This is a genomic window from Caldococcus noboribetus (assembly GCF_055389385.1).
Genome location: NZ_AP042475.1, coordinates 687,533 through 708,935, shown reverse-complemented (window position 1 = coordinate 708,935; position 21,403 = coordinate 687,533). Strand labels below are relative to the sequence as shown.

The 21,403-nt window shown below is 59.2% G+C and carries 17 protein-coding genes and 2 pseudogenes; 5 read left to right on the top strand and 14 right to left on the bottom strand.

Going from position 1 to position 21,403, the window contains the following annotated elements:
- Window positions 1-42: 42 nt before the first annotated feature.
- The 4 genes from ACZ5GQ_RS03670 to ACZ5GQ_RS03655 form a co-directional block, all read right to left on the bottom strand.
- Complete coding sequence (locus ACZ5GQ_RS03670; RefSeq protein WP_498857275.1) at window positions 43-165, bottom strand: hypothetical protein; 123 nt, start codon at window positions 163-165, stop codon at window positions 43-45.
- Window positions 166-234: 69 nt separating this feature from the next.
- Entirely contained in the window at window positions 235-453 is a 219-nt protein-coding gene (locus ACZ5GQ_RS03665) for a hypothetical protein (RefSeq protein WP_498857274.1), read from the bottom strand.
- On the bottom strand, window positions 440-784 hold the full coding sequence (locus tag ACZ5GQ_RS03660; RefSeq protein ID WP_498857273.1) for a hypothetical protein: 345 nt from the start codon (window positions 782-784) through the stop codon (window positions 440-442). Before ACZ5GQ_RS03660 ends, ACZ5GQ_RS03665 begins: the two co-directional genes overlap by 14 nt.
- 498 nt (window positions 785-1,282) lie before the next feature.
- Window positions 1,283-2,353, bottom strand: a complete 1,071-nt coding sequence (locus ACZ5GQ_RS03655; protein WP_498857272.1) for a hypothetical protein — start codon at window positions 2,351-2,353, stop codon at window positions 1,283-1,285.
- Window positions 2,354-2,907: 554 nt separating this feature from the next.
- Between ACZ5GQ_RS03655 and ACZ5GQ_RS03650 the strand changes: the two genes are divergently transcribed.
- Together ACZ5GQ_RS03650 and cas6 are read left to right on the top strand one after the other, a co-directional pair.
- Window positions 2,908-3,423, top strand: a complete 516-nt coding sequence (locus tag ACZ5GQ_RS03650; RefSeq protein ID WP_498857271.1) for a hypothetical protein — start codon at window positions 2,908-2,910, stop codon at window positions 3,421-3,423.
- The gene (gene cas6, locus ACZ5GQ_RS03645; RefSeq protein WP_498857270.1) at window positions 3,420-4,331 is read left to right on the top strand and encodes a CRISPR system precrRNA processing endoribonuclease RAMP protein Cas6; all 912 of its coding nucleotides are present in this window, start codon (window positions 3,420-3,422) and stop codon (window positions 4,329-4,331) included. The genes ACZ5GQ_RS03650 and cas6 overlap by 4 nt, the downstream gene beginning before the upstream one ends.
- A gap of 409 nt (window positions 4,332-4,740) precedes the next feature.
- Here cas6 and hutI read toward each other — a convergent pair whose 3' ends face one another.
- The 3 genes and pseudogenes from hutI to ACZ5GQ_RS03630 all read right to left on the bottom strand — a co-directional run bounded on the left by hutI (window position 4,741) and on the right by ACZ5GQ_RS03630 (window position 8,292).
- Window positions 4,741-5,967, bottom strand: a complete 1,227-nt coding sequence (hutI, locus tag ACZ5GQ_RS03640) for an amidohydrolase family protein (RefSeq protein WP_498857269.1) — start codon at window positions 5,965-5,967, stop codon at window positions 4,741-4,743.
- Between the two features lie 9 nt (window positions 5,968-5,976).
- A pseudogene (locus ACZ5GQ_RS03635) lies at window positions 5,977-7,385 on the bottom strand (aromatic amino acid ammonia-lyase).
- Window positions 7,348-8,292: an arginase family protein gene (locus ACZ5GQ_RS03630; protein ID WP_498857268.1), complete on the bottom strand. Its 945-nt coding sequence runs from the start codon at window positions 8,290-8,292 to the stop codon at window positions 7,348-7,350. Before ACZ5GQ_RS03630 ends, ACZ5GQ_RS03635 begins: the two are co-directional and overlap by 38 nt.
- A gap of 858 nt (window positions 8,293-9,150) precedes the next feature.
- Here ACZ5GQ_RS03630 and ACZ5GQ_RS03625 point away from each other — a divergent pair.
- The 3 genes and pseudogenes from ACZ5GQ_RS03625 to hutU form a co-directional block, all read left to right on the top strand.
- A pseudogene (locus tag ACZ5GQ_RS03625) lies at window positions 9,151-9,651 on the top strand (amino acid permease); the annotation flags it as partial.
- Between the two features lie 10 nt (window positions 9,652-9,661).
- On the top strand, window positions 9,662-10,246 hold the full coding sequence (locus ACZ5GQ_RS03620; protein WP_498857267.1) for an APC family permease: 585 nt from the start codon (window positions 9,662-9,664) through the stop codon (window positions 10,244-10,246).
- Between the two features lie 188 nt (window positions 10,247-10,434).
- Window positions 10,435-12,291, top strand: coding sequence for a urocanate hydratase (gene hutU / locus ACZ5GQ_RS03615; RefSeq protein ID WP_498857266.1), 1,857 nt, complete (start codon window positions 10,435-10,437; stop codon window positions 12,289-12,291).
- A 512-nt stretch (window positions 12,292-12,803) separates the two neighbouring features.
- Here hutU and ACZ5GQ_RS03610 read toward each other — a convergent pair.
- From ACZ5GQ_RS03610 to ACZ5GQ_RS03580, 7 genes are all read right to left on the bottom strand, one after another.
- On the bottom strand, window positions 12,804-14,429 hold the full coding sequence (locus ACZ5GQ_RS03610; RefSeq protein ID WP_498857265.1) for an ATP-binding protein: 1,626 nt from the start codon (window positions 14,427-14,429) through the stop codon (window positions 12,804-12,806).
- A gap of 1 nt (window position 14,430) precedes the next feature.
- Window positions 14,431-15,603 carry a DNA double-strand break repair nuclease NurA gene (locus ACZ5GQ_RS03605; protein ID WP_498857264.1) on the bottom strand — a complete coding sequence of 391 codons (1,173 nt, stop codon included), beginning with the start codon at window positions 15,601-15,603 and terminating at the stop codon, window positions 14,431-14,433.
- Between the two features lie 34 nt (window positions 15,604-15,637).
- The gene (locus tag ACZ5GQ_RS03600; protein ID WP_498857263.1) at window positions 15,638-15,841 is read right to left on the bottom strand and encodes a hypothetical protein; all 204 of its coding nucleotides are present in this window, start codon (window positions 15,839-15,841) and stop codon (window positions 15,638-15,640) included.
- Between the two features lie 120 nt (window positions 15,842-15,961).
- Window positions 15,962-16,861, bottom strand: coding sequence for a type III-B CRISPR module-associated Cmr3 family protein (locus tag ACZ5GQ_RS03595; protein ID WP_498857262.1), 900 nt, complete (start codon window positions 16,859-16,861; stop codon window positions 15,962-15,964).
- A gap of 11 nt (window positions 16,862-16,872) precedes the next feature.
- On the bottom strand, window positions 16,873-19,773 hold the full coding sequence (gene cas10 / locus ACZ5GQ_RS03590) for a type III-B CRISPR-associated protein Cas10/Cmr2 (protein ID WP_498857261.1): 2,901 nt from the start codon (window positions 19,771-19,773) through the stop codon (window positions 16,873-16,875).
- A complete protein-coding gene (gene cmr6, locus ACZ5GQ_RS03585) occupies window positions 19,749-20,591 on the bottom strand; it encodes a type III-B CRISPR module RAMP protein Cmr6 (RefSeq protein WP_498857260.1) in 843 nt (280 codons plus the stop codon). Before cmr6 ends, cas10 begins: the two co-directional genes overlap by 25 nt.
- Window positions 20,588-21,328, bottom strand: coding sequence for a hypothetical protein (locus ACZ5GQ_RS03580; protein WP_498857259.1), 741 nt, complete (start codon window positions 21,326-21,328; stop codon window positions 20,588-20,590). Before ACZ5GQ_RS03580 ends, cmr6 begins: the two co-directional genes overlap by 4 nt.
- Window positions 21,329-21,403 lie beyond the last annotated feature (75 nt).

Here is a 21,403-nt window from a genome sequence, read left to right as displayed (position 1 = left end):
GGGCCTCCCGAGACCCCTTTTGCGGTACGGGGCCGTTTGGATCTAAGCCTGGAGGGCCCTGATGACCCTGGACATGAGGCCCGCCGCCTCTGGCCCCAGGCCCTCGGCGCAGCTAATGACCTTGATGGCCCCGCCGCCCGGGCTGCTAGACGGCAGGGCCAGCACGAGGCCGAACCTGCGGCCCCTGCCCTTAAGCTGGCTGCACGCGTCGACCGGGGCGAGGGAGGTTACGTATTACCGTTTCGAGGTTCGGGTTGAGCCTGCTTGGGTCAGGTAGGGGGCCACGCAGAGCTTGAGGGAGGAGGCGATCAGGTTAGGATCAGCCACCTTGATGAGGCGGCAGCCGTCCTTTAGGTTCTCGACGCCCACGTACGGGAACCTCTCCTTCCGAAGGCCCTCCATCGCTGCGCCGACCCTCTCCTCGACAGCCTTGAGGTGCCTAACGGGTTCCATGAGCTCCCGCAGCAGCGGCCTCAGCCACGAGGGTGGCCTTAGGGAGGCGCGGGGGTTCAATGCTGATGCGCTTAGCCAGGATCCTGGCGTAGCGCTCTGGGCCCACGATGCAGTTTACTACGGCGCTGGGAACCGGCCCGCTCGTGTAACATGCTCTGCCCTGCTCGGAGAGGTCAAGCAGGAGCCTGATCATGTCGACGTCCCAGAGCCCCACGGCGGTGGCCACGGCCTCCCTGAGCCCCTCCTTGATTGACTTGACCTGCTCGCTCTCATTTTCGAGGACCTCGAGCAGCCTGTCCATATACTCGTGACAATTCACCTCTATACCCACATACCCGCTCCTGCCGCTCGATATATAGAGATCAGCTCGCTGCAGGCCCCGGCCCTGACGCACGTCTCGACAGCGAAGTAGTAAGTTAAGTCCTCGCCGAGGCCCTCCAGCTCACGACTAAGCTCCTCAACGTCAAGGTCATCGAACGTGCCGCTCAGCGAATGGCCGAGAAACCTGCCGCCGCGGAGCGAGGCGAGGTCAACCCTTTCGACCCTGGCGTCCGGCAGGAACTCAACCCTCCTCGAGTACTCATCCCCAACCTCCTCGTGTGGCGGGGGCCCCCGCGAGCTCCGGGGCCCTAGCGGCTACGCCCTCCAGGAGCCTGCCGAGGCCCTCTATGCTGGCCCTTATCTCAGAGATCCTTGCCAAGCCCTCACCCCGGCTGCTCACCCATGACAACTATGCCCCCGAAGGACATGCTGTTGACCCTTCAACACTCTGTACAGTGCAACCGCGCCCCTGAGCGAGGTGGACCAAGGACCTGACGGCGGCTCCTAGCTAGTCAGGAGCCCGATGAGCCCCTCGCCCGCCCAATTTCTCAAAGGCGCCGAGCGCTTCCAGTATGCTAGCAATGCCGACCCCCTCGGCCGTGAGCGAGTACCACATCTCCTTGCCGACCTTCTCGTTGTTCACGAGCCCCAGGCTCTTGAGCTTCCTCAGGTACTTGTCTATCGTGTTCTCACTTAAGCGATCGCTGCCATAGACCTTCTTGACGGCCTCTATTATAGCCTCCCTGCAGACCTCCGCCCCCTGCGCCTTCCTCCTGCGCCGGTTGCCCGGGCAGTGGTCGTTCACGTACTCCTCGAGCCTGCCGCCCGCCACGTCACTGAGGACTTTGACAACGCTGAGGAAGAGCTCATTGCCCAACAACTCGCCCAGGCTTGCCAGCGCCAGCGGCGCCACTGAGGACCTCAGCTGTATTGGGCTCTCGCACGAATATGTGCCGCCGCGCTCAGGGCAGTTCTCAAGGACAAGCATGACCTTGTGCGCGCTCTCTTCATCGCGGCCCTTCTGGGAGTACTTGACGTAGGCGGCCAGGGCGAGGGCCGCGAAGATCATAGCGGTCGTAACGCCCCTCAGGCCGCTACTGATGTTAAAGACTATCATGTCATAATTTTCTAGGGCCCTGTCCCGGCCCAGGCGCTCCAGTATGCGGCTCGATATCTCCAGGGGGTCCCTGGAGTCTATATCGTACAGGTCGTTAACGTCGTGGCACTGACGCCATACATTACTGAAGGTTCGCCTCAGTTCCAGGTACGATTTGACCACCTTCCTGACGTTCTCGTCCTGAATCTCTTCCGCCGCGCGCTGGAGCTCCTCGGACTGGTCGCCGCGGTCCTGGGAGCAGGCGCCCTGAAGGAGGTCCTTGACCCTGCCCCACCTGTTAGTTGACGACTCAGCGGGCACCAGTAGAAGCAGCCTGGGCTTTGCGTCTTGCGGAATGCTGCTGCGGAGGGCCGCCTCCATGACGCTAGCCGACTGGCTCAGGGCCATAACTACGAGAACAGTCTGCTGCCCCTGCACGCTATCCTGGGAGCCAGGTTTAACATCGCTTTCATGTCCCCCCACTATAGCCCCCTCCTTCACTGTGCGCAGCATCGAGCCTCTTAAGTGGTTCCAAGGGTTCCCACCTATAGCCTTCTCCAGCAGGGCTGCCCGCAGTTAGAGCTCCGCCCGTCGGGACAGCGGCGTCAAGTTGTCTTACGGGCCCGTCCTGGCCTAGAGCTGTAAGCGGGCCTGGCCCGACAGAGGGGTGCCGGCTCGGGCGAACTAGGCTCAGTAACCCTGGTCGGGCTTGTCGTCAGCTCCAATGGCTTCAGCTCGTCCAGCGGCACGTGCCCGGGGCCCTGCGGGCCTCACCCCTTATGTTAAAAATATACCCCACTAGCTATGCCCTTCAGCGCAGCGTTCGCCGTGGTGAGGGGCCTGTTAGAGTAGGACTCCGAGGACGTCCAACTCGTTCCTTGGGGGCCTAGCCTTTCAGCTGTCACAACCCCCTCCTTAGGCGAAGCTTAAGTGCCCGCTTTACAGGTAAATTAGTCACTGAAGGTTAGTGACGGTCCAGCGGCGGCCTTGGACAATGCTTTTAACGTGCGAGGGCCTCTAATACCGCGTGAGCCACTATGTCGAGGCTCCTGCTCTCGGCCGGCAGCGGCCTAGATGAGGTCATAGCTGACCCGTCTGACGGCTACAGGGCTGTGAAGCTGAGCCCGGGCCTGGACGCGATGGACTACATGGCCGAGGGCGCAGAGCTGGTGGCGTCGAGCAACTACTCCTCAGTGGAGCTGCTCCTCCCAGAGGGGAGCGACGAGATGGCGGCGCTCTCTGCCCTGGGCGCCCTGCTCTCCGCGGCCGGCGTGAGGGCGAGGCTCCACCTAGGCGGGAGGGTCCTTGACATGAGGCCCCTGCAGCTCCTGTGCGACCCGCCCCAGAGGCTGGTGAGGGCGTCGTACCTGCTCTACTCGGGCGTGCCGCGGGATGAGCTAGAGCAGGCCATGGGGGTCGGGCACAAGACGCTGATGAACCTTGTGTCGCAGCTGAGGTCGTGGGGACTGTTGGTGGGAAGGAGGGGGCAGGCGAGGGGGACGGCGTGGCTTAAACTGCTGGTCAGCCTCTGGAGGCTCGAGGGGTTGGTATGACGTTCACGGAGCTGCTGAAGCTTGACGACGACGCCTTCACCCTAACTGAGCTTGAGCTCGACGTGGTCCCTGAGAACGACGTGATCTTGCAGCCAATATCTTCTAAGGCCCTGAAGTCGGCGGCGGCCGAGGGCGGCTGCCTCTCGGGCCTGTGGGACCTCTACTCCAAGAGGAGGGCTCTAGTCACCTTCAGGTGCCTCAGGGACAGCAGGGGCAGGAGGCTCTACTCCCAGCCTTCAGGGCCCCCGATAACCGTCGCCAGGGGCGAGAGGCTGCGCGGCTCTATAGCCGTCCTGGCCCCACGCGGCGTCGAGCTGGACCTCTCAAAGCTCGTGTCGTGCGACGGCAGTGTCAACGTTGGTCCCGGGATGCTCAGGTACACCGTGACGTCAGCGAGGCTGCTCAGGCCGTCCCAGCTCTCTGTAGGCCTCGGCAGGGAGGGCGGCCTTGTTAGGCTGGACTTCGTCACCCCCACGGCCATACCAGTCAAGGTCATGGCGCCCCCGTGGGCGTCAGACATGACCAGGAGGGTCCCTAACCTCTACAGGCTCCTCCCAGAGCCCGCCTACCTGGCGGCGTACGCCGCCAAGGCGCTCCTTTCAGCGGTGGGCGACCCCAAAGGGGTCCAGCTCGCGCACTACTACGTCGGCAGGCTGGCGGACCTCTACATGGTAGAGGTTGACTACAACTTGAGGACCGCCACCGTCGTGGTCGGCAGGGACTACCTGGGCAGGCTGAGGCTGCTGAGGGGCTTCACAGGCTGGGCCCTCTACAAGGTCAAGAGAGGCCTGGGCTCAGCGCTGCTAGACAGGCTGCTGGCCGTGGCGGCCGAGATCGGCGTGGGCAAGCTGAGGTCCATGGGGATGGGCGAGCTCAGGGTCAGCGTGAGCTCCCCTGGGCAGGCGTGAGCTCCCGAGCGCCTGTAGCCTCCGCCTGACGCCTGCACGTTGTTTAGCCGTGGAGTCCCACGCCGCGAGGGCAAGCCATGGAAGCTGGATCCCTAAAGCCCGTTCCAGAGGGCTTGGCTACGCCTGCCTGAGGCTAGCTAACTCCAGGACTAATTTTGCCGTGCTTAGTTATGGCTTGGCGGGCGCGCTGCTGAGGGCCTGCAAATCATTTTCAATTAATATGTTCCAGCGCAGGGCAGGCGCAGAGCCTAGCTGGCTGGCCCAGCCCTTAGGCATTGCCGTCGGGAGGGCCGCACCGTAGGAAGGCACGTGGCGTGCCGTGGCGGCCAGCCACCGTGGCCTCACGGTGGGAGCCCCTTAGGGCGCGGTAGTTTAGGAGGACGTGGCGGGCATCTAAGGTAGAGGAGCGCTAGGCTACCACTATCTCCCCGTCCTTGATAACTGTAAGCACCCTGTCCCTGCCCCAGTCGTAGCCAAGCTGGCTGACCCTCTCCAGATCCCATATGATTAGGTCGGCGGCGGCCCCAGCCTCTATGCGCCCCCTGTCCCTGAGGCCGAGGCTCATCGCTGCGTTTACCGTTGCTGCCGCCAGCGCCTCGGCCTGCGTCAGGCCGTAGAGGTATATAGCGAGGTCCATGGCGGTCTGCATGGAGAGCATCATGCTGTTCGCGCTGAAGTCAGTGCCGAGTGCCATGGGGATCCCATAGGACCTGAGCAGGCTCACGGGCGGCCTTGAGGAGCCCATTGTCGCCAGGAGGCTAGCGGGCAGTAGGCCTGCAAATGAGCCGGAGGCCGCCAGCGCCCTCACCGACGACTCGTCGGAGACCTCGAGGTGGTCAACCGAGGCGGCGCCGGCCTCGGCCGCCGCCTGGGCGCAGCCTATCCTGGCAAGCTGGTCCGCGTGGGCCCTGACGCCGAGGCCCCAGCGCCTTGCCGCTGAGAGGATAAGCCTGGCCTCACCTGGGGTGAAGGCCCCCTCGTCGCAGAACACGTCGACGAACCTGGCCAGGCCCGCTGCCGCCGGCACGAGGCGCTCAGCGAAGCCCCTGACGTAGGCACTCCTGGCCTCGCCCTCCCTAGCGTCGTAGGGCGGCACATGCGCGAGCAGCGTGGGCACCACCGTTACCCTGGACCTCCTAGCAACCTCAGCTATCACCCTCAGGAGCCTCAGCTCGCCGTCGTAGTCTAGGGCGTAGCCAGTCTTCACTTCGGCTGTAGTGGTGCCGAGCGAGAGCGCCTTGGCCAGCCTGACCTCAAGGAGCGCCGCAAGCTCAGCGTCGCTCGCTGCCCTGGTGGCCCTCACCGTCCTGTATATGCCCCCTCCCCTCCTCAGCACATCAGCATAGCTGACACCGTTGAGCCTAGCCTCGAGCTCGTCGTCCCTGCTGCCTGCAAAGACGGCGTGCATGTGCATGTCAACAAGGCCAGGCGTCAGCAGCCTGCCCGAGGCGTTGAGCTCACGCGTCGCTGGGACCCTTCCCCTGACGGTGCCCCTCTGGCCGAGCGAGACTATAACGCCTCCCCTTATGGCTAGCTCCCCTCCCTCAAGTGTCCTGACCTGGGAGCCCCTCCTCACTGGAGGGGAGTCAAACAGCACGATGTTAGCGTTGTATATTACCATGTCGGCCTCTGTCATCAGGCTCACCTAGGCGAGGCTGGCCAGGAAGCTGAGGCCGTCGAGGCCTGCCTCCCTGATCACCTTTACCTGTGACGCCTCAAGGGCGGCCCTCGGGTCCCTCAGCCCCCCGCCGCCCTTAACGTGGGAGGCCTCGCCCGCCAAAGCGTCCTCGACCGCTATGAGCCTGGCAAGCGCCGAGACGGCCCTCAGCAGCTCGAACGCTGAGCTAGGCGCCATGGAGACTACGTCCTCCTGCGCCCCGCTCGTGGGTATTGAGTGTACTGACTGCGGCGAGGCAAGCGACCTCAGCAGGGCTGCAAGAGCCGCCGCGGTGTACTGGTAGATCATAGCTCCGACTACGGAGCCCTTCACGACAAGGAACTCCGGCAGGCCCGTATCGGCCGAGCTCAGCAGGTGGGCCGTCCTCCTCTCAACCATGTTGCCCACGTGGGATAACGCCACCTTAGCTGTGTCGGAGGCCACCGCGGCGTTAACGGCGTGGAAGTTACACACGTGGTATACCTTGCCTTCAAGCACTATCGGGTTCTCCGACGATGAGGACGCCTCATCCTCGAGCAGCCTCCTTGCAAGGCCCAGGGCCTCGATGCTGCCCCGTAGACCTGGGGGACGCACCTTATGCAGTAGGGGTCCTGGACCCTCGGCGACGCCTGGCAGGAGCCCTGGAGCTCCCTGGCCACCTCCCCCACGGAGGCAGTGAGCTTTGATGTAGCCACGGCGTCCGAGAAGTGCTGGGGGTTACAGCCCATCACTGCCAGAGACCTCTTCATGACGTTGATCGACTCGCGCACGAGCCTGAGCGCTGCGCAGACTCCAAGCATGGCCATGCCAACGCTGTAGGCGTCCGTGTTTATGAAGGCTAGCGCCTCGCCGGCCTCGAGCTCGAGGACCCTGAGGCCAAGCGATGAGAGGGCATCGGAGCAGCTGACCCTCCGGCCCCCGAGGAGGGCCTCCCCCTCGCCGTAGAAGAGGCACCTGGCGATCCTAGCCATGGGGGCCAGGTCGCCGCTTGCCCCCACGCTCCCCTGGAGGCTCACCGACGGCGTCAGGCCTCCGTTAAGCGCTTCAACTAGCCTCCTCGTTACCTCGGGCCTCACGGGCGCGAAGCCCTGGGCCAGCTGGGAGGCCCTGACAGCCATTGCAGCCCTAACAACCTCAGCTGGGGCCTCTGGCCCGACGCCCACGTCATGCTCTACTAACACCTCGTGCTCTCTCCCGATCCAGTAGCCCTGCTCCTTCCCTGCCAGGGCGCCGAGGCCGGTCGTCCTCCCGTAGACGACTCCCTCGGCCCTCTCGTAGGAGCTCCTGGCCGAGGCCAACAGCTCATATGAGGCGTCGCAGACGGCGACCCTGTCCCCAGCGGCCACGGAGCAGACTTCCTCAAGCGTGAGGCGCTTGCCCCTGCAGAGCAGTACCATTATCTTTCATCCCCCTGAGAGAGACGTGCACCGCGCTTAGGATGAGGGAGGCTGCAAGCCTCGCTGTACCTCCCGTGGGGTCAAGGTACGGGACCACCTCGACAACGTCAACCCCGACCAGGGCCGACGCCGACGAGGCGACGGCGCGTATCACCCTTAGGCTCTCGTATGGCGTCATGCCCAGCGGCGTGGGGCTGTTGACCCCCGGCGCAAATGCCTGGTCGATGTGGTCAATGTCGATGCTCAGGTACACCTCCCTTCCCCTTACGAAACCCGAGATCTCCTCCAGGCTAGACTCGGATGACTCCAGCAGGGCTGACCTGGGCACGACCTCTATGCCGAGCTGCTCAGCCCTTGACGGCGCATAGGGAGGGTTAGCGTAGTCCGCAACTCCTATGACCATTGCTCTCAGCCCCCTCACAGACTCCGCCAGCTCCCTCAGCCACGAGCCGCTGGTGACCCCCTCGCTCACCCTCCTCATGTCATAGTGTGCGTCAAGCACAACAAGGACAGCCCCTGAGCTCACCGCTGGGAGCGAGGTCCAGCCCGTCACCGAGTGGTCACCTCCAAGAACGACCATGGGGACACGCCTTGACCTGGCGAGCTCCAGCGCCTTGGAGGCTGCCTCAACGGCTCTCCTCGAGGTCTCTTTAAAGTCACCACCGACAACATTAACGTCGCCAAGATCGTCAAAGCCTACCTCCATCGTGCCGTACTCGTGGGACAGGGGCCTCATGGAGAGGAGCTCCTCCCTTATTGCAGCTGGGGCGAACCTCGCCCCTGGCCTGCCGGCAGTTGACCAGTCCCACGGGACGCCGAGCAGAGGCACATAAGGTCTGAGGTCCCTAACTCTAACATCCTCAGGGTCCTTGAGCAGGCTTACGGGCTGCCTGACTATTGAGGCCAATCAGACCGCCAGGCGGCTGGTGACGTGGGGGTTTTAGAGGTTGATTTCTTGGCCTACACTAAGCGTTGCCAGCGCTGCTAGCTGGAGGCCTTATTAGGCTACACACGTGATGCAACGCTGATGGTGTTAAAGGTAAACATCCCTGGTAGACAAATAAAAGATGCTTTTAACATCAGTAAACAGCGTCTTGTGCCTTAAAAGGGATGAGGTTAACTGTACGCCAAAGAGCTTCATAGCTGATGGCAAACTCACGCCGCCCTGAATTTAATCGCTCACGGCTTTCTATCATATGGGGAAGCAGCGCCACGCCTCTGATATATAGTAATGGCTTCATTTACTATGAGCTAGAAGCTAGGTTACTCTCAGTTCAAGTTTTATTAAGTTCAAGACTTTAACTTAATAAAAAAGTTTTGTCACACTGATATATACTTATGTTACGTACATATCATGCCAGCAATTAACGATATTATTTTGTTTCAACAGATACAGTATTGTATGTAAAATGTTGTATGTAAAATTACAGGGAGGGGGCAACGGATGGCCTCACAAAAGGACCCCTCTAGCGGGGAGGGCGGGCTTGCAAAAGGGTTCTATCACCATGGTTATTAGTTGCTAACGGCCTGGCGGCGAACGGGCCTGTCGCTACTGCTGCCCTCTATTTCACCACGCTAGCCTCCTTCGTAGGCGGCTCTCTGCCATTGGTCCTTTTGTTGGCGTGGCTTATATACGTGGGAATGACTTATATAGTGTATCAGTGGAGCAAGTACATAGCATCATCATATATATGGGCTGTAATTCAGAAGAAGGGTTTCAGGAGCTCATACCTTTCCTTTGTCATAGGAGGGTGGGGGTACTGGTACTATCTATGTGACCGGCACAGCTGGCTTCGCAGTCCTCGGGCTGGCAGGGTTTGCATCGCTGATATCTCCCTCACTTTACAAGGCATACCCCTGGATCTGGATACCGATAGTGCTAGTAATATTATTTGAAGTGGGTGCCCTGGTCTACTTTGGAGCTAAGACCAGCACTACCTTTAATCTCATAGCAGGGCTCGTGGAGGTCGCCTTCCTCTTAGGAACAGGAGTAGCGCTAGTCGCGCTCAACGCTTCAAAGGTGACGTATACGCCCTTTACAACTATACCCCTCGGTAAGGACTGGCCGATAATACTCACAACTATGATATTTGCCATAACCACCTACGGCGGCATGAACCAGACAATACCCCTGGCCGAGGAGGCTGAGGAGCCTAAGAGAAACGTCCCCAAGGCGCTCTTGTGGCTTGCGTTACTTATTGGCATCCCGCTGATATTTAATGCGTACGCTCAGGAGATAGCGTTTGGAGTTAACAAGATGTTTTGACTATGCCCAGTTGCCAGATCCTGGCATACTGACGTATAAGCAAGCTATAGGGCCTATTGCGGCTATAGTATTCGCGATCCTAGTCATCTACGCCTTCGATGCTTCTGCGACGGGATTTATGAACTCAGCTGTCCGCGCAGCGTATGGGATAGCTAGGGATCAGGTGCTTTTCCCCAGCTGGTTCGCAAGTATTAACAAGTACAAGGTTCCAGGCAAGAACGTTATAGCAACCTCTATAATAGTTGCAGGAACAGCCATAGCGGCTGGTCTTGCGTGGGGGCCTGTGATGGGCAGCGTGTTCCTACTGACCTCAAACGGGTACTTTAACTTCCTGAACCACCTCTTGGCCTCTGTGGGACTCATTAACTATAAGAGGAAGAACAAGGAGAGGATTGGCATAGTCACAATATTGGTTTCTGCTGCGGTTGTCATAGCGCTAGGGGCCGCAATAGTGCTGTCAGCCGTCTCGCCGCCGCCGCTAGATTATGCTGGCCTGACTTCTCTGGCCTGGTTCATAATAGGCACTATAGTCTACCTTGTAGAAATGAGAAGAAAGCCAGAGAAGGTTAGGGCCTTCGGAGAGTTCACGCTATGATAAAGTAGGCTGTGACAAGTGTTCTTAATAATAAGCCGATAGTCCTTTTTAAGGGGTTTACTCCTGAGGGCTATAAACCTTGTAGCCATGACTAAACTTTGATGGATAGTATTTTATAAAGATGTGCATACAACTTTTAAAATACTCCATTATTAATACTCAAAGCAGTGATCAAATAGGTGGGAAAGATGTCCGTGCCTTCTAGGTATAAGGGACAGCCGATCGAGGAGCTCATATCTGAGGGGTTCTACGACCCAGAGACGAGGACAGTGCACGCCATCAAGGGGCCCGAGCTCCACGTCAGGAGTAGGGACTGGCAGGTAGAGGGAATACTTAGGATGCTCTTCCACGTGCTCGACCCCGCGGTAGCCAAGGACCCTAAGAACTTGATAGTCTACGGCGGCACGGGGAAGGCTGCTAGGTCGTGGGATGACTTTGAGGCCATAGTTAACACCCTCCTTACAATGGACTCTGACGACACGTTAGCGATACAGAGCGGCCAGCCCGTAGCGCTGTTTAAGACGGACGCGAGGGCCCCGAGGGTAGTTATGAGCAACGCCATGCTCGTGCCCAAGTGGGCTGACTGGAGCTACTTCTGGCAGCTCGAGAAGAAGGGGCTCATAAGCTTCCACCAGATGACGGCGGGCTGCTGGGCGTACATAGGCACGCAGGGCGTACTGCAGGGCACGTATGAGACCATCGGCGCGGCCGCCGAGAGGTACTACGGAACGCTTGAGGGGAGGCTCTACGTCAGCGCAGGCCTTGGCAACATGGGAGGGGCGCAGCCCCTCGCAGCTAAGATGCTCGGAGGGGTTGCGCTCGTAGCGGACGTTGACAGGAACATGATACAGAGGATGATAGACACTGGCTACCTCGACACCTGGACCGACGACATAGACAAGGCCATAGACATGGCGCTTGAGGCAAAGAGGTCGAGGACCCCGACCAGCATAGGAGTGCTTGCTAACGCCGTTGACCTGCTGGACAGGCTCATTAAGGACAACGTGGTGCCTGACGTGCTGAGCGACCAGACCCCAGCCCACGACCCGCTCGCGTACGTGCCGGAGGGCATGAGCGTTGAGGAGGCAGCAAGGCTCAGGTCGCAGGACCCAGACAAGTATATACAGCTCGCGAGGCAGACCATGAAGAGGCATGTACAGCTCATGCTTGAGCTGCAGGCCAGGGGAGCCGTTACGTTCGAGTACGGCAACAACCTCAGGAAGCAGGCCTACGACGCCGGTTTGACAGAGGCCTTCAAGATACCTGGACAGATGGAGTTCATGAGGCCGCTCTTCGAGGAGGGCAGGGGGCCCTTCAGGTGGACAAGCCTCACGGGGGACCCCAACGACATATACAAGCTTGACGACGTGCTGCTGCAGCTCTTCGGCAGGAACCAGAGGCTAGCGAGGTGGATAACGGCCGCGCACAAGTACGTCAAGTTCCAGGGCCTCCCAGCCAGGGTCGTCTACCTGGGCTACGGGGAGAGGGCGCTCTTCGGCAAGGTGGTGAGCCAGATGGTTAGGAGGGGTGAGCTCTCAGGCCCAATATGGTTCGGCAGAGACCACCTTGACGCAGGGTCTGTCGCCTCGCCCTACAGGGAGACCGAGAACATGCTTGACGGTAGCGACGCCGTGGGGGACTGGCCAATACTTAACTACGCGCTCAACACCGCGGTCGGCGCCACGTGGACCTGCTTCCACCACGGGGGAGGGACTGGGATAGGCTACGCAATACACGCTGGCTTCGGCATGGTAGTAGATGGCACGGAGCTGGCCGAGCAGAAGGCCATAAGGCTGTTCACTGTGGACCCAGGAATGGGAGTGGTCAGGCACGCCCACGCGGGCTACCCGAGGTCCCTCATGGTTGCCAGGGAGAAGGGCATTAGGATACCGATAATCAGTATGCTGGAGCAGAAGAGCGAGAGGGTAATAGAGGAGGCAAAGAAGGAGGGGAGGGCCTCGGACTTCACCTACAACAGGGTGAAGAAGGACCTGGAGGAGTACAAGGCCAAGAAGGACAACTACAGGGCGCCGTTCAACACGTAAGACCTCTGCCACGAGCGTTCAGCTTTTTTACATGCGTGAGACCCCGCGGCCGCGAAGCCCACTACGACTCTCACCAGCGCCAGCGCTCAGGCTATGTTGTTAAGCGCATGGCCGTCCCCTAGGAGCCGCTGGCCCTCGCCAGCCTGGGTGAGCTGCTTGACAGCAGGCCCTTTCTTAGCCTCGCGAAGGTCCTCGGCAACGCAGCTGGCGGCAGGCTTCAGTTGGGTGACAACTGTTCGGGCCCCCGCAGGAGGAAGGGGGCGTGAGGTGAAGACCTGCAGGAGGGCTGCAACAAATGCCGTCAGGAAGGTCTATGGGCACGAAGACAGGGTGAGAACGCCATAGACGAGCATGTCAAAAAGCTCGAGAGCCTAGGGCTAGTCCACCGCACTAAGGTAGGCGAGGAGACTTGGCGCTCGCCAAGTAAGTGACCAGCACAGCTGGCATATTGGAGGCCCTTGTCGCCTTCAGGGTCATGGGCGTGGCCTAGAGGGGCTAGTTTCTCGACGCTGCTAGGTGGTTCTGTCGTCACCCTTGACCCACTCCTCGACGAACCTGCCGCTGCTGTACCTCCTCAGGGCCCCACACGCGTCAAACTTGACGAGCGCGGGGACTGGCAGGCCATCAGACAACACGAGGCCCTCGCCAGGCCTCAGGCCGGGGAGAAGGTTTGCGAGGTCCTCACCGAGGGACTCGCTGGCCGCGCTGACCTGGCTAAGGTCCTTAGGCTCAACCATTCTTAGCAGCAGCTTGGTGCTGGTCTGGCTCAGCACGTCAATGTCGAGGCCCCTCGGCCTCTGGCTTACTAGGATCAGGCCGACGCCGAACTTCCTCCCCTCCCTGGCTATTCTAGCGGCCCAGTACCTTGTCTGGGTGTTCTCGTCAGCTGGGACTAGCACGTGGGCCTCCTCAATCACTACAACGACTGGGGTAGGATACCCCTTAGGTTGCGTGGCCCCATTGTATAGGGACCTCTCGTAGATCTTCCTCTCGTTCAGCAGCCTCCTGAGCAGGTAGCTCGCGATCACGTCCGCCTCGTTTAGGTCCATCTCGCTCATGTCGTAGATGTTGAGCTTGTGAGGCACCACTAGGTCCTCGAGCTCGCTGTAAGCTGAGCTGCTGAGGACCGACCTCAGGCTCCAGAAGGAGTCGTCCAGCCTGTTCAGCAGGCTCAGGGCGCTCCTGGAGGCCTGGGAGCTTGACATCTTCCCGTTTGAACCGCCTGTTTCCGACGATAACGAGAGCTTGTCCCAGCAGCTCTTAACCACGCACATAAGGGATGAGGCAAAGTCCTTCTCCGAGCACTTGGACAGAACCTGCTGGCACTTGCTGTACTCGTCGTTGTTGTCAACTGAGGGGTTCACGAGCCTGTCCCTGTAGGCCTTAAGCAGCCTAAAGGCCTTCTTGACGAGAAGGGACTCGACCACAGCGTTTGACGGCAGCCTCAGGAGCTCAACGAGCTCCTGGTCAGAGAGCGTGAACGGGTCGAGCTTGCCCTTCTGGATAACGACGAGCCCCTTCAGATCCGGGTCGTCAGCGAGTCCCAGGTACTCCCCGTGGAAGTCAAGGAGGACAACGGTCGCCCTGTAGTTCTTGACGAGGCCCTTTACAAGGGTGCACGTGGCGTTGCTCTTCCCGTAGCCTGTCATCGCCAGCACTGCGACGTGCTTGAAAACCGAGTCGGCTGGGAGCGAGACCTCGACGCCGCCCTGGCTCAGGGCCTCGCCGACTCTGACGGGGTTCTTCACGCTCAGGGCCAGCCTCACCTCGTTGTCGGTGGCCGGCCTCACGCATGAGCCTACGAGCGGCGGAGACCTCGCGCCTGGCGTGAAGGAGCCCCCTGAGAGCTGCCCGAGGATCCTAAGCGTCACCCTATAATAGTTTCCAGTGGCCAGCTCACCAACGCCTGTCACCCTGGTGAAGAGCTTCTCAAAGTAGGGCTCGTCCCTCGGGACCCTGCCGGCGTCAACGATGTAGTTCCCGTGGTCGACCCCGGTCACTATGGCCAGGTACTTCCTGTCCCCGTCCTCCTCAACTATCACGAACTGGCCAGGCGATAGTGACCTGCCCCTTGTGTACGCCTCCGCCGAGAGCGGCGTCGAGTGAGTTAGCACGCCGTGCTCGCACCTGGGGTTCATGTCAGCTCACCCCCGCGAGGAGCCTGACCTCGTCATCTCCCATAAGGCCAGCCAGTAGGGAGGCCAGGCCCCTGGGCGACTTGGCTAGCCTGTGGGCCGCGGAGAGTGGGACAGGGTAGCCGTTGTTTAATTCAACCCCCATGACTGAGCTCACCGCCTCCCTCGCGAGCGCCTCCCCCTCAAGGTTTGGGGAGAGCGCCTGGAGCCTCAGGACGCTGGACCGCGGCGACAGCTTGACGAGGACGTCAACGTAGTTTAGCCTGCTGGAGGCCTCCCTAAGGCCCCCAACGCTGGGGAGCGACCGGTAGTTGAGCACGCTCCCCAGCGTGCCCTGCCTTGCCACAAGGTAGCCGGGCCCCTCAGCTGCAAGTGAGAGGAGATCCAGGTCGCTCAGCTCGGCGTCACAAAGGGTCCTCAGGCCTGACCTCTTGGCTATGAACACTAGCAGGTCCCCGCTCTCAAGGGCGTGCGAAAGCAACGAAGAGGCTTGCCTGTAGAGCTCAAGCTGCTCCACGCCCAGGGCTAACTCAGCGTCGAGAACCGCGGCCCTGTATAGCAGCCTCGGGGCGGCCAGGCCCCTCAGCTCGAGGGCGGGGAGCTCGTCCCAGAGCTCCTCTTGGCTCCTGAAGCCAACGGCCCTTGAGGCCGCCTCCAGCAGCTGCTCCACGTCGTCTTGTGAGCTCCTCTTGGCCCTCTCGGGGGTGTCCCAGCCAAGGAAGGAGACGGGGCTCCCATCCATCAGAACTAGCGTGGGCCCAGGGACCATATCGAGGGCCCTGGAGACGGCCATTAGCTCAAGCACCTTCATGTACCTGAGGGCCCTCCTATTGTGGTCGAGAGGGGGAAAGACGAGGTAGCTGTCCTCGAGCGGCCCAACGTAGAGCCTGTTGCCAAGGGCCACGGCGCTCACGTAGTAGTAGCTGAGGCCTCTCGCTGACCTCGAGAGGCTCTTGCCCCCGTCCTCGGCTAGGTAGCTGTAGAGCCTTGGCTCGTCTGGCAGGGGCCTCCAGGAGCCCCTCACCTTCTCAAGGCAGGCACTAAATGACGGGGAGGCCAGGAGCCTTCCCAGGACCTCCTCGGGCTCCGGCGCCCCGCCAGGCGCCTCGGCCGCCATCGTCTCGCCACAGAGGACGGCGCGGGCGACGGCTTTAACGATGATGTGGCGGTATCCCAAGACGGTCACAGGCTGCACTGGACAGTCACTTTGGTTAAGTGGTCGTGTTACCTGTTAAGGGAAAGCTGCAGCTGGCCTCAGGCCGAGGGCAGTCAGTACCTGAGCTCCTTAGCGTCGTCCCCAGGACACTTATGGCCTCGACGTACTGCAGCGGGGCGTCCGTGAGGTCTACCACAAACGAGTTAGGGGCTAGCGCGAGCATGAGGACCCTCCAGCTCCGCGCGTACCCTGTCCTCAAGGGCCATCCCCCCGTAATTATACTATGATAATTAACTGAAGGCTAGTGGGAAAAGGAGCTTAAACGCCCTTCTTATAGGTCATCATTTAAGTTTGCTGCGGGACTGAAGGTCCTGGCAGGTTAAAGGTTAATAACGGACCCCCACCCCTTAGACGCGTACCTGCCCACGTACTTCAAGTCATCTAGCACCTTCACTCCTGGCATCAAGGCCATCTCCATGGGTAGTCTCTTGCCCTGATCGAAGCCTAAGGAGATGAGCCTGTACACGATCCTCCCCTTAATGACGTCATAGGGGGACACGCAGGCCCTGCCCTCTGATCCCCCGCTCTCGGGCCTCCACTTCACGGCACGCGTGAGCTCAGCATCTGAGTAGCCGGCGCAGTTACCGCTGATGTCCTCTCCGTCAATTATGGCTGGGGATGCCAACAGCCTGAGGCTTCCACCCCCTATGTCTACGTCGACTGCCCTGACCCTGGCTGGCCTCGACTCCCCTCCGAAGGGACCGACGTATCCGTCCAGCTTTGACGCTCTGTCATCATTTACGTCTATTAGCACGCCATACTCTTTGGGTTCTTCGCCGTTAATTATTTGCTGAGAAACGTAGCGGAGGTCAATGAGTTCCTCCATGTATATGTAGTTCGGGCGGGTCGTCTTAGTCGCGTAATCAAGGGCTATACCGATCTTGCGGCTCACGGCGTCCTCCTTCACTTCCAGGTCCACGTACTTCCTCTCCTTGCCATGGCTGACCCTGCACGTGAGCTTCCTTGGGTAATGGTGGACGCAGATCGCCTCTGAGGCCTCGTCGCTGCCCCTGACATATAGCAGGGGCCCTGAGAAGCTAGGCGCCTCGGTGCCCAGGCCCCTCGATATGTAGGCAAACTTGAGGAACCCGTATATCGTCGAGGGCAGCGGCAGGGGTTCGACGAATCCCATGTTCAGGGAGCCCGTTATAAGTATCGAGCTCAGTCCGCCCCACCTGAATACCACGGGGCCTAGGGGCGTTATGAGCAGCTTCGTCAAGCTCCCACCCCCTACACATTCATATAATTTACCAGCTTTACTATCGACTGGACCAGCTCCATTGGCCTCCCAGGCCTTCCCGCGCTGCCCCGTGAGCTACAGGCCTCGCCCATGCAGGTCGGCCTGCCAAGGTACTGTATCAAGTCATTATAGAGCTCCTGAGATATTTTAGTCCTCTCGTCCCCCCTGACCAGCAAGTTCCTCTCTACGGCCCTCATTATGAGCCCCTGGTACACGACGTCCGAGGAGCTGTACCTGTCGAGCTCTAACACGTCGTAAACGAAGCTCCTGCTTAACATCCGCTGCTCTATGAGGTCGTAGATTTTCTCTGCTAGATATAACCGATTCAGGTCGAGCTCGCCTTTCTCATTCCTGAGGCCCAGCGCGCTGTATTCAAGCCCTACGGCGCCCCTGCCTGACGACGCAAACATTACGTCCTTACCGATGCTCTTATCCTTTAGCTCTAGGAGGCTGGCCGCCATGTAGATGGCTATGGCCATTGGGTCCTTGTAGTGCGATACGTAAATGGCGTAGCTCCTCCCGTAAGGCCTAAGGGAGTCAACCAAAAGGCCATTGTAGCTCTTGAAGCCGTCAGGGAACGCGTCAGGGGTAGGGCACACATCACCCTCACAGTACTTCCAGTACGCATGCCTAGTAGCCCTTACTATCTCTAGGGCCACCAGCTCATCCTTGCTGTCGTTAATGTTCAGAGGGAACCTCACCGGGGAGATTGCTAGAACGTCGTCGCCCCCTAAGTAGATGGCATAGCCACCGTAGGCCTCTATGAGCTCCTTGTCTATTATAGCCTGCATCGTCAGCGCCCTTGACAGCGCGTAAGCGTAGGCCGGCGTGAGCGGCAAGGCGCCGTGCTGCGACGTCCCCAGGCCATTGCCACCATAGAGCCTCCTCCTGAGATCAGATATGCGTTTCTCTACATCGTCAGCGCCCTTCAGCAGCTCGTTGAGGCTATCCTTTGCGTTAGGCTCAACGTCGGCCAGGGCCTCTACAACATACTTAATGTACTTGCTTATGGTGAGCTCGCTGGAGAGCCCGCACTCGTTAGCCCCTCCGCCGGCCTGCACGTTTGACCTGTCGGGGAGCAGGCCGCTCCAGAGGCCCTTGCCCATGCAGTCTCCGTCCGCCTTTATCACAGCATAATAGACGCTGCCATAGCTGGTGAGCAGGTCGTTGAAGAGCTTCTGATCAACCTGCAGTATGTCTAGGTAAAGCTTTACCTTGTTGACGGCCTCCCTGTTGCCACCAAAGTAGCTGGCCACCTCCTCCGAGAACTGGGAATCCATTAAGCTCTCGGCCCCTTTGTTCTTTAGCGAGTGCTTCAGGCGCTCCCTGAAGCTAGCCATGGCTAAGTCAGCGGTCGACGGAAAACTGAACTTCTCATCGCTGACCTTCAGGTCGAGCTTCTCAAGGACCTTGCTAAAGCTCTTGCTCAGGTTCCGCTTGACAGCGCAGTATGGGCAGAGCCTGTCGCTGACGTCGCTGCCCTCAGAGTGATCAACGTCGTCCTTGCTGTCATGATAGTATAGCGCGGCCGGCAGCACGCCGCACACCGTGCAGACCCTGTAGTTGCCCTTGCTTGTCACCTCGCGGACAGCACCACTTATTGTGGTGCCATACGAGTACTTAGCAGCCCTGTAGCTCAGGGCCCTCTTAATCAAGTACTCAAAGAACAGGGAGTACTCGAGCGGCACGGGGCCCTCCCTGCACCTGAGGTCCTCAGAAGATAGCCCCAGCCTCTTGACGTAGTCATTATATACTTCACTTACGCTGACCGCCTGTATGATGGGCTCCACAGGCGGCTCTCTTTCGGCTTCCTTGATGTACTTCCTAATCGTGTCATCTATGGTAGGGTCATTGTCAAATGAAGACAATATGGTCTCCGCTACCTGCTCCCAGGACTCCCTGAACCCCTTACTTATGGCGTTCCTTATAGAGGCCCCGTCCTGGTCCGGCAGGAGCAGGATTACCTTGTCGCCCATCATTGATATCCTTGGGTTGCCCTCCAGCTTGGCGTACTTTTCAGCATAGTACTTAACGCGCTTCGCCTTGTCCTCAGCTAACTTTCTTACCTTCCTGTAGAGCCACGCTATGAAGAAGTGGTTCAGGCTCAGCTCAGGCCTTAGGACTACGTCAGGGCCGTATCTATCCACGAAGTCCTTTATTGAGCCCCACAGCAGGGCTGAGACGAGCCAGCTGGAGGCCCAGAGGTCCCTGGTCTTGCGGCTGTAAGTTATGAACTCCTGCACAGAGGGAAAGTCAACTACTACGACATGTCCATGGAACTGTGGCCTGTCGGAGCTGCATGAGACTATGTTAAGCATGGCCGCCGTGGCACTACCATGGTCGAAGACCGTGTGGGTTGGGGCCCTGGTGTCGGCGAGCGGCGGCACGTTTGGGAACACCTCGTACCATATGAGCGGGGCAAGGAAGTAGGCCAGGTGATACCTTAGGTTAGGGCTTTCCACGCCATTTGCTATTATGCTAGAGAGCTCGTTCACGTAGCTGGATATCCTTGACCAACTGAGCTTCCATGAGCCCTCACCTACTTCAAACCTCATCCATGGCGAGAAGACGTTGAGCTTATACTTCATCTTTGTTATCATAAGCCCGCTCTCGCTGCCCTCGTAAGTCTTAGCTATGACCCACCTGTCTATGGCTGACGAGAGCTTGTCAGCGAACCTCACGTCATCTGGTATGTCCCTGTCTGGCCGCGAGCACTGGAAGCCCAGCCTACTGATCAGGTAACAGGCGTGATCCTCGTGACCCCCGCTTGGCGGGGGCTCGCCGGCTGAGTCGTTTAGTATGTTTCTGGAGATAACCCATGCCTTCCAAGGGGGGTCGTGGAAATAGGCTATGACCTTCTTCCTTATCAACGAGTCCCCTGGCTCGGACACCTTACCTCCACCCCGTTCAAGTCGAGGTCAAGAACGCCATAACCTCTCGTGGTCCTCCTACCCCACCCCATCCTCATAGAAAGAAGTATTGACTTGAGGAGGGCCTCCGCGGCCCCGTGGCCGCAAACCCCGGAAAGCCTCGTCTTGTCAAACGAGATGAACGAAACGAACTTGACGCCCTCGTTTATGGCCACGAACTTAACGGGGTTAGGGCGCACGTCATACTCGTCACCAACGCCCTTGTAGTGAGGGTTAACTATGTCATAAGTGAGCTCGGCGGACCTGCTGGACACGGGATAGGCGTCCAGGAACTCAACAACCCCCATGCCATAGGACCCCTTGCCTCCGCCCTCCCCGAAAACGCAGTTGGTAAGGTTCTCGTCGTTCGTTAGCTCCAAGAAGTAGTCCCTGAGCAAGCCCTTTATAATGGAGCCAGGTATGTAGGGGGTGTCAAGTATCAGGTCCCAGGCCAGGGGGACCTCAGTTATAAAGTACACGGGGCTCCAGCCGGCTATCAGCTTGCTCTTGGTCGTAAACGATATCTTGATATAGCACCTGCCCGAGCCCTTCAGCGCCTCCTCTACATCACGTAAGTACTGGGCTATCAAGTTGTAGTGGGACACGTTGACCGGCTGAACCAGGACTCTCATTGCCTCCTCCTTGGCCTTAAGCCGCGCTTCGCTCAACACCTCGCCTGGCGCTTTGTTCGGTGAGTTGCTGCCCGTCGCATTTAACGGCTTTTTAGCATTTAACAGCTCTTTAGTATACACGTCGGAGAACGTTTTGATGGCCTTAAGGAGCCTGTGGCCCTCGCTCACCGTCCTCCCCTCCCGCTATTAGCAGCAGTATTACTGCCACTGGGTTGACGTCTCGACCCCCTTGACTGATGTGCGGCCCTTGAGCCGCCAGCACCGCCACCAGTAGTTCTGGGCCCACCGCCTCCACCTCTAGCTTTAGCCCCAACGCCGGTGCTGGCTCTAACTCCGAGGCCGTTACTAGTTATATTATCGACCAGCTCCTTTATATTATCGACCAGCTCCTTTATATTATCGACCAGCTCCTTTATATAGGCTTCTATCAGGTCACGAACATTATCATCTATGTTCCCTTTGTTGTAAAATGAGAGGCTTCTCTGTCCACTAGAAAGCTGGCTAGCTTTCTTGAGCTCATCTGGGTAGAGCCACTTATTAGCTGAGTTCTGATCTAGGATCCTGCTGACGAAGACCAAATGTATTTTACCTGAACCACCTTTATGAACCCCTATATGAAAGAGCCTCTGAACGGCCTCAACGTGATCCTTGAGCGAGAGGAATGGCAGTACATATACCTTCAGCGACTGCTGGCCCTGAGGGCCAGGCTTCACCACGGGCGACACTATGAACATGGACTGCCTCCTTGGATCTGTCAACCTATCGTTATCAATGAGTAAGTAACCGGTGAACTGACTGTCTTTAACGTTTTGTTCAAATTTTGTGAGGTTTTTCACAATATTATTCAGATCGTTTTTCGCATCACTAGTGGAACCGGTCTCAACTTGCACATCAGAGCCCTGCATGCTGCGCGGCCCCTTGGCCTGCCGTGGCAGCCCGTAAATCCATGTATGAATAAATGGCGCTGGATCTATACTCTT